General features: G+C 48.0%; 15 protein-coding genes. 8 read left to right on the top strand and 7 right to left on the bottom strand.

Annotated features, from left to right (window positions below):
• Positions 1 to 39: 39 nt before the first annotated feature.
• Genes OF158_RS13585 through OF158_RS13570 form a run of 4 tightly spaced genes read left to right on the top strand, consistent with a single transcriptional unit; the run spans position 40 to position 4,353 of the window.
• Positions 40 to 1,119 carry a DUF871 domain-containing protein gene (locus OF158_RS13585; protein WP_035183885.1) on the top strand — a complete coding sequence of 360 codons (1,080 nt, stop codon included), beginning with the start codon at positions 40 to 42 and terminating at the stop codon, positions 1,117 to 1,119.
• The gene (gene murQ / locus OF158_RS13580; protein ID WP_035183889.1) at positions 1,110 to 1,997 is read left to right on the top strand and encodes an N-acetylmuramic acid 6-phosphate etherase; all 888 of its coding nucleotides are present in this window, start codon (positions 1,110 to 1,112) and stop codon (positions 1,995 to 1,997) included. Before OF158_RS13585 ends, murQ begins: the two co-directional genes overlap by 10 nt.
• Positions 1,998 to 2,014: 17 nt before the next feature.
• Positions 2,015 to 3,484, top strand: a complete 1,470-nt coding sequence (locus OF158_RS13575) for a PTS transporter subunit EIIC (protein ID WP_014097376.1) — start codon at positions 2,015 to 2,017, stop codon at positions 3,482 to 3,484.
• Complete coding sequence (locus tag OF158_RS13570; protein WP_035183891.1) at positions 3,484 to 4,353, top strand: MurR/RpiR family transcriptional regulator; 870 nt, start codon at positions 3,484 to 3,486, stop codon at positions 4,351 to 4,353. The genes OF158_RS13575 and OF158_RS13570 overlap by 1 nt, the downstream gene beginning before the upstream one ends.
• A gap of 155 nt (positions 4,354 to 4,508) precedes the next feature.
• On the opposite strand, the gene OF158_RS13565 is transcribed toward OF158_RS13570, so the two are convergent.
• Positions 4,509 to 5,588, bottom strand: coding sequence for an aromatic acid exporter family protein (locus OF158_RS13565; RefSeq protein ID WP_014097378.1), 1,080 nt, complete (start codon positions 5,586 to 5,588; stop codon positions 4,509 to 4,511).
• A 237-nt stretch (positions 5,589 to 5,825) separates the two neighbouring features.
• Between OF158_RS13565 and OF158_RS13560 the strand changes: the two genes are divergently transcribed.
• Complete coding sequence (locus OF158_RS13560; protein WP_014097379.1) at positions 5,826 to 6,104, top strand: YqhV family protein; 279 nt, start codon at positions 5,826 to 5,828, stop codon at positions 6,102 to 6,104.
• Between the two features lie 250 nt (positions 6,105 to 6,354).
• On the opposite strand, the gene OF158_RS13555 is transcribed toward OF158_RS13560, so the two are convergent.
• Positions 6,355 to 6,735 carry a hypothetical protein gene (locus OF158_RS13555; protein ID WP_035183893.1) on the bottom strand — a complete coding sequence of 127 codons (381 nt, stop codon included), beginning with the start codon at positions 6,733 to 6,735 and terminating at the stop codon, positions 6,355 to 6,357.
• 130 nt (positions 6,736 to 6,865) lie between these two features.
• On the opposite strand from OF158_RS13555, the gene OF158_RS13550 reads away from it, so the two are divergent.
• A complete protein-coding gene (locus OF158_RS13550; RefSeq protein ID WP_225621000.1) occupies positions 6,866 to 8,137 on the top strand; it encodes an MFS transporter in 1,272 nt (423 codons plus the stop codon).
• Between the two features lie 104 nt (positions 8,138 to 8,241).
• Here the strand turns inward: OF158_RS13550 and OF158_RS13545 are convergent, their stop codons facing one another.
• The 5 genes from OF158_RS13545 to OF158_RS13525 all read right to left on the bottom strand — a co-directional run bounded on the left by OF158_RS13545 (position 8,242) and on the right by OF158_RS13525 (position 13,985).
• Entirely contained in the window at positions 8,242 to 8,883 is a 642-nt protein-coding gene (locus OF158_RS13545; protein WP_014097382.1) for a YitT family protein, read from the bottom strand.
• A gap of 514 nt (positions 8,884 to 9,397) precedes the next feature.
• On the bottom strand, positions 9,398 to 10,186 hold the full coding sequence (locus OF158_RS13540; protein ID WP_014097383.1) for an ATP-binding cassette domain-containing protein: 789 nt from the start codon (positions 10,184 to 10,186) through the stop codon (positions 9,398 to 9,400).
• A gap of 16 nt (positions 10,187 to 10,202) precedes the next feature.
• Entirely contained in the window at positions 10,203 to 10,985 is a 783-nt protein-coding gene (locus tag OF158_RS13535; protein WP_014097384.1) for an ABC transporter permease subunit, read from the bottom strand.
• The gene (locus tag OF158_RS13530) at positions 10,982 to 11,869 is read right to left on the bottom strand and encodes a sulfonate ABC transporter substrate-binding protein (protein WP_225620911.1); all 888 of its coding nucleotides are present in this window, start codon (positions 11,867 to 11,869) and stop codon (positions 10,982 to 10,984) included. The genes OF158_RS13535 and OF158_RS13530 overlap by 4 nt, the downstream gene beginning before the upstream one ends.
• 823 nt (positions 11,870 to 12,692) lie before the next feature.
• Positions 12,693 to 13,985, bottom strand: coding sequence for a glutamate-1-semialdehyde 2,1-aminomutase (locus OF158_RS13525; protein WP_017551390.1), 1,293 nt, complete (start codon positions 13,983 to 13,985; stop codon positions 12,693 to 12,695).
• A 143-nt stretch (positions 13,986 to 14,128) separates the two neighbouring features.
• On the opposite strand from OF158_RS13525, the gene OF158_RS13520 reads away from it, so the two are divergent.
• The gene (locus OF158_RS13520; RefSeq protein WP_014097387.1) at positions 14,129 to 14,533 is read left to right on the top strand and encodes a potassium channel family protein; all 405 of its coding nucleotides are present in this window, start codon (positions 14,129 to 14,131) and stop codon (positions 14,531 to 14,533) included.
• Between the two features lie 309 nt (positions 14,534 to 14,842).
• Positions 14,843 to 15,397: a cob(I)yrinic acid a,c-diamide adenosyltransferase gene (locus OF158_RS13515; RefSeq protein ID WP_017551388.1), complete on the top strand. Its 555-nt coding sequence runs from the start codon at positions 14,843 to 14,845 to the stop codon at positions 15,395 to 15,397.
• The last annotated feature ends 33 nt before the right edge of the window (positions 15,398 to 15,430 follow it).

The raw sequence follows: 15,430 nt of genomic DNA, 5'->3' as shown, positions 1-15,430 counted from the left end.
TCAAAGTGCATATAATAGTATCAAAGGAGGGATGCATGATTGCTTGGATTTTCAATATACTTGAATGAAGACTGGTCAGAAGAGAAGGAAGCCTGCATTCACCGAATGGCAGCAATTGGAATGGAAGGGATATTTACATCCTTACAGCTACCGGAAGATGACCCGTCCCAATACCGGAAAAGGCTTGCTCCGCTCTTGGAGGCTGCAAAACGGAACGGGATGAAAGTCATGATCGACATCTCTGGAAACGTGCTCCACCATATCGGACTGTCCATTGATGATCCTGCACGCATTATTGAAAGCGGTATCAATGGCCTGCGCATCGATGCCGGTGTCAGCTGGGAACAGGTTGCCCGCCTGTCGAACACGATGACGGTCGGATTAAACGCCAGCACATTAACGGAACAGGATTATGAGCAGCTGAAACAGCACGGCGCTAATTTCAGACGGCTTGAGGCCTGGCATAATTATTATCCGAGGCCCGGAACCGGACTGGATGAAAATTGGTTTTACGAAAAAAACAAATGGCTGAAAAGCAAAGGATTCAGCATTACGGCATTTGCGCCCGGCGATGGAAAGCTACGATTTCCTTTATACGAATCCCTGCCGACATTAGAAATCCACCGCCATCAAAATCCGCTGGCAGCCATCTGCTCGCTGTTAAGGGATTATGCGGTTGACCATGCTTATATCGGGGATCCGGGGTTAACGCCGCAATCCCGCAGCCAGATCGGGGAATTTTTTTGCCATGATACCATACTGCTTCATGCAACGGCTGCAGATCCGAAATGGCGCCCGTATATTTTTAAAAACCACCGGAACCGGATGGATGTGGCAAGGGACGCGATCCGCAGCGAGCAGTCGAGAACATGCAACCAAAAGGACGATATCGAGCCCGAAAACAACATTCCCCGCAACAAAGGCAGCATTACGCTCGACAATAACCTGTACGCAAGATACAAAGGGGAATTGCAAATCACAAAGCGGAACCTGCCTGCCGATGCGAAAGTAAACGTCATCGGGCAGATTGCCGGCCGCGACTTGCCGCTCCTTGATTTTATTGGTTCGGGTACACGGTTTAAAATGACGGACAATGAAGGTGAAAACGAATGGACTTAGAAAAACTCGCCACAGAACAGCGCAACGAAAAGACAATGAATCTCGATACGTTGTCCACAAAGGAAATTTTGCAATTGATGAACGAGGAAGACCAAACGGTTCCAATCCGTGTAGGGAAAGAACTAGCACAAATCGAAAAAGTGGTAAAAGCCGTTATCCGTTCTTTTAACAAGGGTGGACGCTTGATCTATTGCGGAGCAGGCACAAGCGGGCGGCTCGGCGTTCTCGATGCTGTCGAATGCGTGCCGACATTCAGTGCGGACCCGTCCATGGTGCAGGGGCTGATCGCAGGCGGCCCTGCGGCCATGACCGTTGCCGTTGAAGGGGCGGAGGATTCGAAAGAGATGGGGGAAGAAGATTTAAAGCACATCCATTTATCAGAAAAGGATACAGTCATCGGCATTGCGGCAAGCGGCAGAACACCGTATGTGATTGGCGCGCTGGACTACGCGAAAAAAGCCGGTGCTGTGGCGGCATCGCTTTCCTGTAACAAAAATGCTGAAATTAGCCGGCATGCCGATATTCCGATCGAAGTGGAAACCGGCCCTGAAGTGTTGACGGGATCAACCCGGCTAAAAGCGGGCACCGCCCAGAAACTTGTATTGAATATGATTTCAACTGCTGCAATGGTTGGAATTGGAAAAGTATACGAAAATTTAATGGTGGATGTCAAACCGACAAACGTAAAACTGGTGGAGAGATCGAAATCGATTATTATGCAGGCTTCCGGATGCAGCTATGAAGCAGCTGAACAGGCTTTTTACGCAGCCGGCAAAAATGTGAAGCTGGCTATTGTCATGTTGTTAACCCATCTTTCCAAGGAAGAGGCAGAGGAGAAAATGGCACAGGCAAATGGTTTTATTAGAAAAATCGTTTAAACCGGGGGATGAAAAAAATGACCGAAACGAAAGAACAACGACTGGCAAGGGAAATTTACGAAAATGTCGGCGGCATGGGAAATGTCGAAAAGATCATCCATTGCATGACAAGAGTCCGGCTTACCATAGCGGATTACAGTAAAGTCAATATCGAAGGCCTGAAAGCGGTTGACGGCGTGCTCGGCGTCGTGGAGGATGAAACGCTCCAGGTCGTGCTTGGCCCCGGCATTGTCAACAAAGTCGCCAACCTCATGGTGCACGAGGCCGGTGTAAAACTTGGGGAAAATTTTCCGAAGTCAGCAGGCCATAAAGATGCCGGGCGGTCAAACCGCGAAATGGCGGAAGCCAAAGCGGCCGAAGTAAAGGCAAGGGAAAAGGCGAAACATAAAAGCAACGGTTTCAAAAGGGCTTTAAAATCGATTTCCAATATATTTGTACCGCTTATTCCGGCTTTTGTCGGCGCCGGGATTATCGGCGGGGTTGCTGCCATTTTCCAAAATATCATGGCTGCGGACTCCTCAGCCCTCAGCCAGAACTGGGTGTCCGTTATTACGACATTAAACATTATTAAAAACGGATTGTATCTCTATTTGGTCATTTATGTCGGAATTAATAGTGCAAATGAGTTCGGGGCGACACCGGGCCTTGGCGGGGTCATCGGGGCTGTGACGATGTTAACCGGCATGGATCCGAAAAATCCGCTTCCGAATATTTTTAACGGAGATGCCCTTTCCCCTTTACAAGGCGGGATCATCGGTGTTATTTTTGCAGTATGGATTTTAGCGCTTGTTGAAAAAAGGCTGCATAAAATTGTTCCAAATGCTGTGGATATCATTGTGACGCCAACAATTGCATTATTAGTTATCGGACTTTTTACTATTTTCATCGTCATGCCGGTTGCAGGCGCGGTATCAGGCGCTCTTGTTGGCTCGATCACGTGGGTGTTGAAAGTCGGCGGCGCTTTTTCAGGATTTATACTGGGGCTTTTCTTCCTGCCGATGGTCATGTTCGGCCTGCACCAGATCCTCACCCCGATCCATATTGAAATGATCAATAAGACAGGGATGACACCGCTGTTGCCGATCCTTGCAATGGCAGGCGCAGGGCAGGTCGGCGCGGCGATTGCTTTGTGGATCAGGTGCCGGAAAAATAAAAAACTCGTGCAGTTGATTAAAGGGGCATTGCCGGTTGGCATTATGGGCATTGGCGAACCGTTAATTTACGGTGTGACTTTGCCGCTTGGGCGCCCATTTATTACCGCGTGTATCGGCGGCGGCATCGGCGGGGCAGTGATCGCGGGCATCGGTAATATCGGCGCGATCGCAATCGGCACAAGCGGGATTGATTTAATTCCGTTGATTGCGCACGGACGCTGGCTCGGTTATATCGCCGGGTTGGTAGCCGGTTATATTGGGGGCTTCGTTGCCACTTATTTCTTCGGTATTCCGAAAGATGCGATGAAGGAGACCGACGCAGATCGTGAGTGATGGAATTGGATGAGAATATTATTCTGCAAATTAAATCCAAATTAACCAGTCTGTCAAAATCAGAAAAAAAGCTCGGCGAGTATATTCTCAGCCATGCTGTGGAAACGGTCAATGACAATACAAGCGAACTTGCGAAAAAAGCAGGTGTCAGCCCGGCCACCGTTGTGCGTTTTTGCCGGTCGATCGGGCTGTCCGGCTTTTCACAATTAAAAATCAGATTGTATGCGGATGCCTCCGGGGGGCTGGATCGGGAAATTTATACGGATATCACACCGAATGAAGATATTGCCATGATTGCTGATAAGTTGGCTTTGCGGTTTAATCAGTCGATCACACAAACCGCAAATCTTCTTGAGACCAGCTGCATTGAAAAGATAACGGCCATGGTGGATAAAAGCCCGGCCATATACGTATACGGAATTGGCGCCTCCCATGTGGCAGCTGAAGACTTCACGCATAAGTTTTCAAGAATTGGCAAGCCGGTGGTCCACACGCTGGATCACCATCTGCTCGGTTCTTCTTTGATCAACGCCTCCAAAGACTGTATGTTTGTGGCGATTTCAAATTCAGGCGAAACCAATGAAGCTATCAAGCTGACGCAGATTGCCAAACAGAACGGGCTTTTTACAGTGGGCATCACACAAAAACGGGACAGTACGCTTGCCAGTATCGTGGATGCGCCTTTGATCCACCATGGCGGGGAAGCGGTCCTGCTGAGAAGCGCAGCAACCACATCCCTGGCTGCACAACTGTTCACGATTGATGTTTTGTACTTCGCCTATGTTGCAAAGCATTACCATGAAATCATGGGCCGCTTAAAAAACTCAAAAATCAATATCCAGACTTTTTTCCGCAAAGAAAACAACTAAAAACCGGCCATAAGCCCGGCGTGAAAAGCGCAGCAAATAAAGCGGCCGTTTCGAAAAGCGGAAAATCTTTACTAAAAGTGCAAAATCTAAGGCGCACCGGCTCGGGATGAAAACAGGGCCGTGCATCCAATAGGGGACGGCTGGCCTGCCGTCCCCTATTGGTCTTCCAATTCGTCAAGATTGAGTTCTGATTGTTCGTGGTGATAGGTTTGGGACACGGTGATCAATTTTTCCAGATGTTCAAGCTCTTCCTGGTAATCCACAAGCAGCGCCAGCAAGTTCATCACGTGATAGGACTGGAGATCAGCGCGGAAAGTCTCATCTTTTAAGTTCTGCAGAAAAATGTCCATCAGCTCATTCCGCTGTTTGTCAGCCGTATCGCATTTTTGCGCATGGGCTTTGACTTTTCCGAGAAACATGAGCAGCAATTTTTCATGTTCGTTCACAAGGTATTCCATTTGTTCCTGCAGCATGCTCCGGAATGTTTCTGGCAGCCCGGCAATATCCGCTTTGTACTGGTGCAGCCGTTTTAAAATAATATAGCTTAAATTCAAAATGGCCACCATTTCTTTATACAGCACCACTTTCCGCTGCCGCTCGATCCTGTTGCTTTTCCCGTAGATTTTTTCCTCTTTAAATAAAGTGTACAGCTGCTCTACTTTGTACACCCGCTCTTTAATGTCGGGAAGTTCTTCTTTTAAAAGCTGGTAATCGGCTTCCTGGCGCGCTGCAATCCGGATGAATTTGAGCAGTTCTTCTGTCACATGGGTGAGACGGACATACAGCCGGGCCTCGTATTTCGGCGGCAGGAAAATCAAATTCACAAGAAACGAGCTGAAAATCCCGATAAACAATGTCGCAAAGCGGATGCCGGCCGTCTGCAGAAAATTGTCACTTGGCGTTTCCATAATGACAATCATGGTTACAAGCGCGAGGCCGACCGTATCATCGAGCTTCAGTTTCAACATTAAAATGATGATCAACACAGACCCGAGACCGACGACTAAAAAATGGTTGCCAAAGGCCATGACAAAAATGACCGCGAGCAAAGCGCCGATCAGATTGCCCTGGACCTGATCGATAATGGACCGGTAAGACCGGTATATCGTAGGTTTAATCGCAAAAGTGGCAGCGATCCCGGCAAACACCGGGGACGGCATTTTTAATAATTGCGCGATAAACAACGCAATCGTAATGGCAATTCCTGTTTTGACAATGCGGGCTCCAACCCTCATATTGGCAATTCCTTTCTTCCTTGCAAAGATATTTACATGATATGTTCCAAAAGGCTGCACTAAACTATTTCCGTCCAAAAATTTTTTTAAACCGGCAGACCCTTTGATTTTGTCATTATAACATGTTTGCCGGAAGACGTGCGTGGGATAAGACCGGAGAATTTGTCCTAATTTTGCTCGGCACGGAATATACATGAGGTAAATGAATCCAAAATGCGCGTATGAAGAGGGGAAACGATGTTGTGGCTGATTGAAAAGTATGTGCTTAGTATGGCTGCGCTCAGGCTGATCTCAGGAATGATCGAAATTTCCGCGGCCATTTTGATGCTCAAATACAATCAAGTGGAAAAAGCGCTTCTCATCAACAGTTCTCTTGCTATTGTCGGGCCTGTTGTTTTAATTACGACAACGGCGATCGGGGTGATCGGAATTTCCGATAAAATCTCGTTTGCCAAAATGCTGTGGATTCTGGCCGGGGTTGGCTGCATTTTGTACGGGATTAAAAGCAACGGGTAAGCTTTGTGAAAAGAAAGCGGATTAGGGCTGGAGTGAGCAACCGGCCGGCTTGTTGGGGGATGGTAATGCCGGGTTACAGTAGGGATCTCGGTTTGCCGTGGGGGATCTCCGCAATCGAAAGCCCCGTTTTGTCATGAAGGCCGTAAACCCCTATGCCTTTAGGCCGGAACCTGTTGCATCCACTGGCAGCGTAATGAGGGAGGAACCCGGCAGCTCCCTGTTTTTCAAACCCTTTAAGCAGCACCCCTTTTTATTGCGGGCAAGTGCCGATCGTTTGCTTTATTTCTTTAAGCAGATGCCGGATTTCGCCGCCTTCCATCAGGTTGACATGGATTTCTTTCAATGCCGTTTCCTTGACCGTCTCCATCATCTTTTCCCCGGATCCGTCTTTTTCGATCACAGCCCGGTTTCCGGTTTGGTTCAGCACCCAGAACGTATACTGCAGCTTCGGATGGCTTTCGGGGAAACTGAAAATCAAAGCATAATAAATGTCAAATCCGCTGTCAAAAAATTGCATCACACCGCGAATATAATTCTGCTCGTCTATCTTTTGCGACAAAGAGACCCTGTAACCTTGCTGCACCCCGATCTTTTCGATTTCCTCCAAAATGTATTCCATAAATAATTTCACGTTTTTTCCTCCTTGCGTAACAGGTAACCATATCCTTCCCGTAATGGGCTGCAGTATTCGTTTGGGCAAAAGAATAAAATGTTTGCTTCCGGATAATCTAACAGAGCAAAAATTGAAATCCGGGGAGGATATTATGGCAAGCAAACAACCTTCTGTAATGACAGTGGCAGCAATCGGCTCCATTCCATTAATTATGACGCTTGGCAATTCGATGCTGATTCCTGTCCTGCCGAAAATGCAGTCTGAACTTCACTTGACTTCCTTTCAGGCAAGCTTGACGATCTCCGTTTTCTCCATTGTGGCGGCCGTGTTCATCCCGGTGCTCGGCTATCTTTCCGACCGCTTTTCCCGGAAAGCCGTAATTTTGCCGGCATTGTTTTTATACGGGGCAGGCGGCATTCTGGCGGGAATCGCAGCCGCTTTGTTTTCCCATGCTTTCGCCTGGATCCTGGCAGGCCGCACGCTTCAGGGAATCGGGGCAGCCGGTACAGCACCAATCGCCATGGCCCTCACTGGGGATCTGTTTAAAGGCGATAAAGAAAGCCGGGTGCTCGGCCTTGTGGAAGCCTCAAACGGGTTTGGAAAAGTGCTGTCTCCGATATTAGGGGCACTGATCGCATTGCTCGTATGGTACGGCACGTTTTTTGCTTTTCCGGTAGTGGTCGTTGTCTCCATTTTTTTAACATGGGTCTTTATTAAAGAAAAACCAAAAAAGAAAGAACCACCTGGGCTCGGGAAATATGTAAAAGGACTTGCCGGTGTGTTTAAAGACGACGGGCGGTGGCTATGCACTGCTTATCTTGCAGGCGCGACATGCTTGTTTACCCTTTTTGGTATTCTTTTTTTCCTATCCAATGTGTTGGAAAAAAGTTATAAAATTGACGGTGTGATGAAAGGGCTGATTCTGGCGATTCCGCTGCTTGTCATGTGTACCACATCTTATATTACCGGCAGCAAAATCGGGAAAAACCAGCGCTTGATGAAAAAACTGATTGTCACGGGCTTCTGCCTGATGACCCTTTCTTACGCGCTTCTTACGTTTTTCAGAGGGCTTTTTCTGTTTATTCCGGTCCTTGCTATTGGGAGCCTCGGCACCGGTCTCATTTTGCCGTGTGTCAACAGCTTTATTACGAATGCCGTTGGAAAAGAAAAACGGGGATTTGTCACGTCACTGTACGGATCTGTCCGGTTTCTCGGGGTGGCTGTCGGGCCGCCGGTGTTCGGGAGGCTGATGGCGTGGTCGCGGCCGGGGATGTTTATCTCGATTGCCTGCTTTACATTTGCAGTCGGGTTACTGTCGTTATTATTGATCCGCCCGCAGACTGAAAAAGGCTCATCCGGCGGGGAAGAAAAAAAGAAAAGAAGCCGGCACACCATTTTGGAACCGGTGGGCGGCAGGTAAACGGATTTTTCAAGAACGGGATGGAATCCGGATGCTGGTAATTTTTTCAATTGGGATGATAAGAGTGGTTTGTGCATGAATTGCCGGCATCGATCCTGGCCCGTTTATTTTTTTCGCCAGCCTAACGGAAGAAAGGGAAGCTTTAAGTAAATGGCTTGAAAGGAAAATTGATAAATCCAGCCGACAATTCTGGTTGACACATATTGGCAAATGACGGCTTGTACGACAATTTCCCAGTCGATCACATACGCCGTCAGAATAAAAATGAGCCCGTTGATGATAAAAAGTGGGGTGGCCGGATTGACGCTCCTGTATTTGGAAATGATGAGGGCAACAATGCCGATGCCGCCGTTGGAAACACCTTGCCGGAGCAGAATGCCGATGCCGATGCCGAGCAATACGGAGCCTAAGGCAAGGTCAAGCCATTCGTTATGGAATGGTGTTTCCCATAAAAATGCGGAAAGATTGACCGAAACAGATGTAACCGTAATCCCGAGAAGCGTACCCATTGCACTGGCAGCACTTAAAAAGTACACGGCGAATACAAGCATGGAGGAGTTCAGCATCCAAAGTGCAATGCTAAGAGGGACGTGGAACCAGTGGTGGAAGAGCACTGTAAGCCCCCCGGCCCCGCCTGATGGGATGGCATTTGGGAATAAGAATACACCCATTGAGTAGCCTTGAAGGGCAGCCCCGGCCATAATCATCAACAATTTTTTTACATTCCGGCTATGTTGCTTTTTCAAGAAAATCATCCCTCAACTGAATGAGAATGCCTTACAATTTACTATATGCTTGTACAATCGGCCACATGCCGGTCTTTCAAGAAAGTGCGGGGGAGTGCATGAGAAAGCTCACCCGCTACCGATGAAAAGCACACTTTAGAGAAAACCCCCCGTATGTGGAGGGGGATTCTGACTGTGCAGCTAAAGCCGGTTCTTTTTTACTGGCGGGCGCGGTTTGCGTCATGCGGCCGGGAGGGACCTCTTTTGAAACGGGAGAGAAGGAGTAAATGCCTCTCTCGCACGCTCAGATATCCTATGCCAGTTTTCTGAAACGTGAGAGAAGGCCGGCGCTTGTCTCTGCAGAAAAACACGGCCACTCCTGATGTTGTGTTGCCGTGCCGAACCGGGATTTAGCCGTTTAGCATGCTGAACTCTCCAGGCCGTTCAGTTACAGCTATTACGGCTTTTTATGAGGCTGTTAAAAACGCAGCAGCAGACGGGGAGTGGCGCGGGTCATAAAGCGCCATTCCCCGGGTTAGTGGGTGCCGGGCAGGGGATAAACAGAACGGCTGTCTGAAAAACTGTTCGCTTGTTTGGGCGGTGCCTGCACGGGGCCGCCCATAATCCGGTTCCGGATTTTGTTGACGAGAGCGGCAAAAGATTCGCGGTCTCTTTGCCGCGGCCTTGGCAGTTTCACCGGGACATCTTCAGCAATGATGCCGTCCGACAGCAGGACGACCCTGTCGGCTAAAGCCACGGCTTCTTCCACATCATGGGTTACAAGCAGGGCGGTAAAACTGTTTAATCTGCGGATTTCTTCGATCAGATTTTGCATTTCCAGCCGGGTCAATGCATCGAGGGCGCCGAGCGGTTCGTCCAGCAACAGCAGTTCCGGCTGATGCATAAGCGCGCGTGCCAGCGCCACCCGCTGTTTCTGTCCGCCGGATAATTTGCCCGGCCACTCATCGGTATAGTTTTCAAGCCCGACATGTTTTAATACTTCGATTGCTTCCTTTTTGTGATCGCCATCCAGACCGAGGACAACATTGTCGATCACCCGCTTCCACGGCAACAGTCGCCCGTCCTGAAAGACCATGCACGATTTACTGTTCAGATTTCCGAGCGGTTTCCCGTCGATCAGAATCCGCCCGCCGCTCGGCTTTTCCAAACCGGACAAGAGCCGCAAAAGCGTGCTTTTTCCGCAGCCGCTTTTGCCGACAATGGCGATAAACTCCCCCCTCTTGACCGATAATGTAATATTTTTCAAAACGTCCCTGTTTCCATAGCGTTTTTCTAAATGGTCGAATTGCAGGAAGCTCTCCATATTTGTCCCTCCGATTTCAAGATTGTTCCTGGTAACTGGTATGCCATTTCAGGCATCTTTTTTCAAAAAAGCGGGCGATAGCATCGGACAATTTCCCGAAAAGGGCATACAGTAGAATGCTTAAAAGAATGACATCCATTTGCATAAATTCCCTTGCCGTCATCGCCATGTATCCGATACCGGATGTGGAAGAGATGGTTTCGGCCACGATTAATGTAATCCACATCACGCCCAATGAAAACCGAATGCCAACCAAAATGGAGGAAAGGGAGCCCGGGAAAATGACATGGGCAAACATCCGCCAGCCCTTTAATCCGTAAATTTTCCCCATCTCAATTAATCCATTATCAACGGACTTGATGCCGTGGAAAGTGTTGAGGTATACCGGAAATAACACCCCCAGGGCAACGAGGAATATTTTCGCTTCTTCCCCGATCCCAAACCACAAAATGACAAGCGGAATTAACGCCAGATGCGGAATGGTACGGAGCATTTGGACAGAAGTATCGAGCAATAATTCGCTTGTGCGGAACAGCCCGTTCACCAAACCAAGGATAAAGCCGATGCTTCCGCCAATCAGAAAACCGGTCACAGCCCGCAGCAGACTGATCCAGACATGATGCCCGAGCTCGCCGCTTTTTGCCAGTTCCACTGCCGCAATCAGGACATCTGAAGGCGCCGGCAGAATTTTTGGTGATACGATGCCTTCTTTTGCAAAAATTTGCCAAATGATGATGATCACGGCCGGGATGCCCCATGGAATCAGTTTTTGGATGAAAAAGCCGGTAAAATGTTTCACTTTCCTTCATCCTTTTTGAAATGGTAAATATTGTCTTTTACATTCACTTTTTTCGGGATCAATTTCAGTTCGTAAAATTTGTCGGCGATCTGTTGCTGTTCTTGGATGATTGCCGGGGTAAACGGATCGAGGCCGTATTCCCTTCTGTCTACTGCGATTTTGATCGCTTTTTGGTCTATACCGAGGGCTTTTGAAAGTAATTCCGTTAATTCGGCAGGGTGTTCATTTGCCCAGGCACTCGATTTTTTTACTTCATCGAGGACGATTTGGACGATTTTTTCATGTTTTTTCAAATATGCCGGAGTGGCGAGAAAATAATCGCGGTCCGTCGTATATCCTTCTCCTGTTACAAGTGTCCGTGCATGGCCTGTTACTTCGGCATCGGCGGTAAACGGATCCCATATGACCCATGCATCGATTGTGCCTTGTTCAAAGGCGACTCTGGCATCCCCCGGTTGCAGGTAAGCCGGCGTGATATCCTTGTACGAAAGGCCGTTTTTTTCGAGTGCTTTGACAAGAAAATAATGGGAACTGCTTCCTTTTGCAAACCCGACTTTTTTTCCTTTCAGATCTGCCACGGAACGGATTGTGGAATTCTTTTTCACCAAGATGGCTGCACCTTCGTATTTTGATTTTCCGACCCCGACATATTTCAGATTGGAACCGGAAGCTTGTGCAAAAATCGGCGGCGAGTCCCCCGTCCTGCCAAAATCAATATTTCCGGAATTCAAGGACTCGAGAAGCGCTGTTCCGGACTGGAATTCGTACCATTCCACCTTTACGCCGAGCGGTTTCAGCCTTTTTTCCAAGGTGCCGCTTGCTTTTAAAATCAAAAGCGGGCAGTTTTTTTGATAGCCGATTTTAATTGTATTTTCAGATTTCACTGTCTGTGCAGTTTTGTTTTCTTTTTTTCCATGATTGGAACAGGCTGCTAGTAAGGCGAAAACAAGTATGAAACTAAATAACATGAAACATACGCGTTTGTTTAAATTTTTCATCATTGAAAAAACACTTCCCTTCATTCCATATTCTCTTTGGCTGTTCACAACTTGCGCAATATTCTTTATAACATATACACAAATTTTAAATAGGTACCTGTCCCGGTTAAAAAATCATAAAAACGGTTGAAAGCAAAAAAGCCCAATTATCATCAAATGAGGAATAAAGTTCCAATGGTATCATTTAAGAAGGGAAGGCCGGGAATGCTGCTACACCGGCACAGACAATGATGGCGATTTTTAATGTAGTGCTTTGGGAAGCAGTGCGAATTACCTGAGCGAATAAGGTTTAAAAGATGCTTACACGTTAGGAATGGATAAGGCCTGTCACAAATGGGGACCTAAACAGCCGTGGTTAAAAACGCATACAAAGTTACGGGTCATGGGGGATTTAAAACAGCCTCTCATCATCTGAGAGGCTGTTATTTTGGTTTTTTGCATTGTTCTAATAGTTTTACTAAGTTTCTATAAGCCATCCAAAAACAAAATCCTGATATCCCAAATACAATGATACATATTGCTAATATAAAAATTACTAAGTCCATTGTTCTCGCCTTCCAAAAAAATGATTAGTTTATATCTTTTAAATTATAACAAAGTAAAACTTCTGTTTAAAGATAATAAGCGTTATAAAAATTTCCCCATATCTATCACGGCATTAGTTAAAAATACACTGTCCCAGAGATGGGACAGTGTATTTTTTAAAGGATTATCCTTTTAAATGTAAAAAAGCATAGTCGACGGCTTTAATTGTTTCTGCGATATCTTCTTCCGTATGCGCGGTTGTGAGGAACCAGGCTTCATATTTTGACGGGGCAAGGTTAATGCCTTGCTTCAACATCAGTTTGAAAAATTTCCCGAACAGCTCACCATCGGATGCTTCAGCCTGCTTGTAGTTTTCGACTTTTTCGCCCGTAAAGTAAACGGTAAAGGCGCCGACTACGCGGTTAATGGTAATGGTGACGCCGTGTTTTTCGGCTGCTTCCAAAATGCCTTTTTCAAGCATGGCACCGAGACGATCGAGGTTTTCGTACACGCCCTTTTCCTGGAGCACTTCTAGGCAGGCGATTCCGGCAAGCATCGAAGCCGGGTTTCCGGCCATGGTTCCGGCCTGGTAAGCAGGGCCGAGCGGGGCGACTTCTTCCATAATGTCTTTACGGCCGCCGTATGCCCCGATCGGCAGTCCGCCGCCGATGATTTTGCCCATGGCGGTTAAATCCGGGGTAACACCGAGCATGTTTTGCGCGCCGCCGTACATAAAGCGGAAAGCGGTGATCACTTCATCGTAAATGACAAGGGCGCCGGCTTTGTGCGACAGTTCATTAATGGCTTCCAAAAATCCCGGTTTCGGCGGCACAATGCCAAAGTTGCCGACAATCGGTTCAACCAGTACGGCTGCCACTTCATCGCCCCATTTTTCAAGTGCCTGTTTAAAAGGTTCCACATCATTATAAGGGACGGTGATGACTTCGTTTGCGATCGCCTTTGTGACCCCTGCCGAGTCCGGCATGCCGAGTTGCGACGGGCCGGAACCGGCGGCGACAAGCACGAGGTCGGAATGGCCGTGGTAACAGCCTTCGAATTTAATGATTTTGTCGCGGCCCGTGTAGGCGCGGGCAACGCGGATCGTTGTCATGACCGCCTCTGTTCCCGAGTTGACAAAGCGGACTTTGTCCAGGGACGGGATTGCTTCTTTCAGCATTTTCGCGAATTGCACTTCATATGGGGTCGGCGTGCCGAACAAAACGCCGTTGTCGGCTGCTTTTTTAATCGCAGCAGCAATATGCGGATGGGCAAAGCCGGTAATGATCGGGCCGTATGCCGCCAGATAATCGATGTAGCGGTTGCCGTCCACGTCATAAAAATACGCGCCTTTTCCCCTTTCCATGGCAACCGGGGCGCCGCCGCCCACCGCCTTGTACGAGCGGGACGGGCTGTTTACGCCGCCGACAATATGCTCAAGTGCTTCTTTATACAAGATTTCAGATTTTGAAAAATCCATTTATCGTTCCCTCCTCATTGGCATTGGCCAATTTCACCATTCTATTGTAGCCTTCCATTTTCTTCCCGTAAAGACTGTCATAACCCGGTCGGCGGAGGCATACAATGAAAGGACAAACTTGAAAGGCGCCGGGGGTATCGGGCATGTTTTATTTTCTCGGCATATTGGTTGTCCTTTGTATTGTAATGAGCCTGCGCACCTTGTTTTATCCGACGTCCTGGCGCGCGAAGCAGCTTTCATTTGAACGTTTCCTTTTTCTTGCTTTTACCTACACCAATATCATGATCGGGTTCGGGTTGTTGTTTTTACTGCTCGATATGATGGGATTTCAAATTGCGCTCCATCACGGAAAGCTGTTGGAAGGGCATGATTTTCACACGCTGCTCGATTATATGTATTTGAGTGCTGTCACGCTGTTCTCCGTCGGGTACGGGGATATTGTGCCGATCGGGGCTGCGCGGATTCTTATTATCATTGAAGCGTTAATCGGCTATACCATCCCGGCGGCGTTTGTCGTAAGATCTGCTTTTGACTCGGAAAGAAAATAGCCTGGCAGGAGGATTCCCACATGCCGGCAGTTGTCTGCCAGGGAAGATTAAAATGTGGCCGGTGCCTATTTTTGCGGTCGGGGCGGCTTTTGTCCACGCGGATTTGCCGTGGGTTCATAGTGTATATTACCTCCTCAAAAAAATAACGATATCTTTGAGCCGACTTGTTCGGTTTCTTTTTTTATGGCAATTTTTACGAATTCGTGATACAAAACTAATATATGGTTTTACGGGAAAGGGCAGAGTGAAAAAATAGCGTGGCTGCGTTTATATACGGCTGATCCATCAAATTGATGCGGAGGGGACATGATGAGAATTTACACAAGGTCTGGGGATAAAGGGACGACATCGCTCGTTTACGGAATAAGAGCAGCGAAAAACGATCCGCGCGTTGAAGCATACGGAACAGTGGATGAGACGAACTCGGCGATCGGCGTTGCACTCAGTTTTTTGCACGGCGAACAATTTCCGGAAAAAGAAGAAATGGAACAATGTTTTAGCAGGGTTCAGACGATGCTGTTCCATGCCGGTGCGGAGCTTTCCACGCCCGAGGGAAAAGAAGTGCACTGGAAATTGAAACAGGCATATATCGATGAACTTGAGGCTTTGATTGACAAATGGGATGGAAAATTGGAACCGTTAAAAACCTTTATTTTACCGGGCGGGCATCCGGCAGCAGCGGCGATGCATGCGGCGCGCACAGTTGCAAGAAGGGCGGAGCGGGCAAGTGTTGCGGTCAATGGTGTAAATCCGCTTGTGCTGTCGTTTTTAAACCGGCTGTCCGATTTCCTGTTCGTTGCGGCAAGATATATCAATTACTGTCTTGGGGTGAAAGACCGCCCGCTCCAACCGCTTGAGGAATAGCAAGGGTGTGTGGTTATACATACTCCCGACTGA

Source organism: Weizmannia sp. WK01 (genome assembly GCF_025905465.1).
Lineage (GTDB): Bacteria > Bacillota > Bacilli > Bacillales > Bacillaceae_C > Weizmannia > Weizmannia faecalis.
Note: the sequence above shows the minus strand (reverse complement) of the source record. Positions and strands in the feature narration are given on the sequence as shown.

Bases quoted from the DNA above. Each gene is read 5' to 3' on its own strand.
- OF158_RS13515 (WP_017551388.1), top strand. From the start codon at position 14,843: ATGAGAATTTACACAAGGTCTGGGGATAAAGGGACGACATCGCTCGTT.
- OF158_RS13565 (WP_014097378.1), bottom strand. From the start codon at position 5,588: ATGAGGGTTGGAGCCCGCATTGTCAAAACAGGAATTGCCATTACGATT.
- OF158_RS13540 (WP_014097383.1), bottom strand. From the start codon at position 10,186: ATGGAGAGCTTCCTGCAATTCGACCATTTAGAAAAACGCTATGGAAAC.
- OF158_RS13570 (WP_035183891.1), top strand. From the start codon at position 3,484: ATGGAATTGGATGAGAATATTATTCTGCAAATTAAATCCAAATTAACC.
- murQ (WP_035183889.1), top strand. From the start codon at position 1,110: ATGGACTTAGAAAAACTCGCCACAGAACAGCGCAACGAAAAGACAATG.
- OF158_RS13575 (WP_014097376.1), top strand. From the start codon at position 2,015: ATGACCGAAACGAAAGAACAACGACTGGCAAGGGAAATTTACGAAAAT.
- OF158_RS13560 (WP_014097379.1), top strand. From the start codon at position 5,826: ATGTTGTGGCTGATTGAAAAGTATGTGCTTAGTATGGCTGCGCTCAGG.
- OF158_RS13520 (WP_014097387.1), top strand. From the start codon at position 14,129: ATGTTTTATTTTCTCGGCATATTGGTTGTCCTTTGTATTGTAATGAGC.
- OF158_RS13525 (WP_017551390.1), bottom strand. From the start codon at position 13,985: ATGGATTTTTCAAAATCTGAAATCTTGTATAAAGAAGCACTTGAGCAT.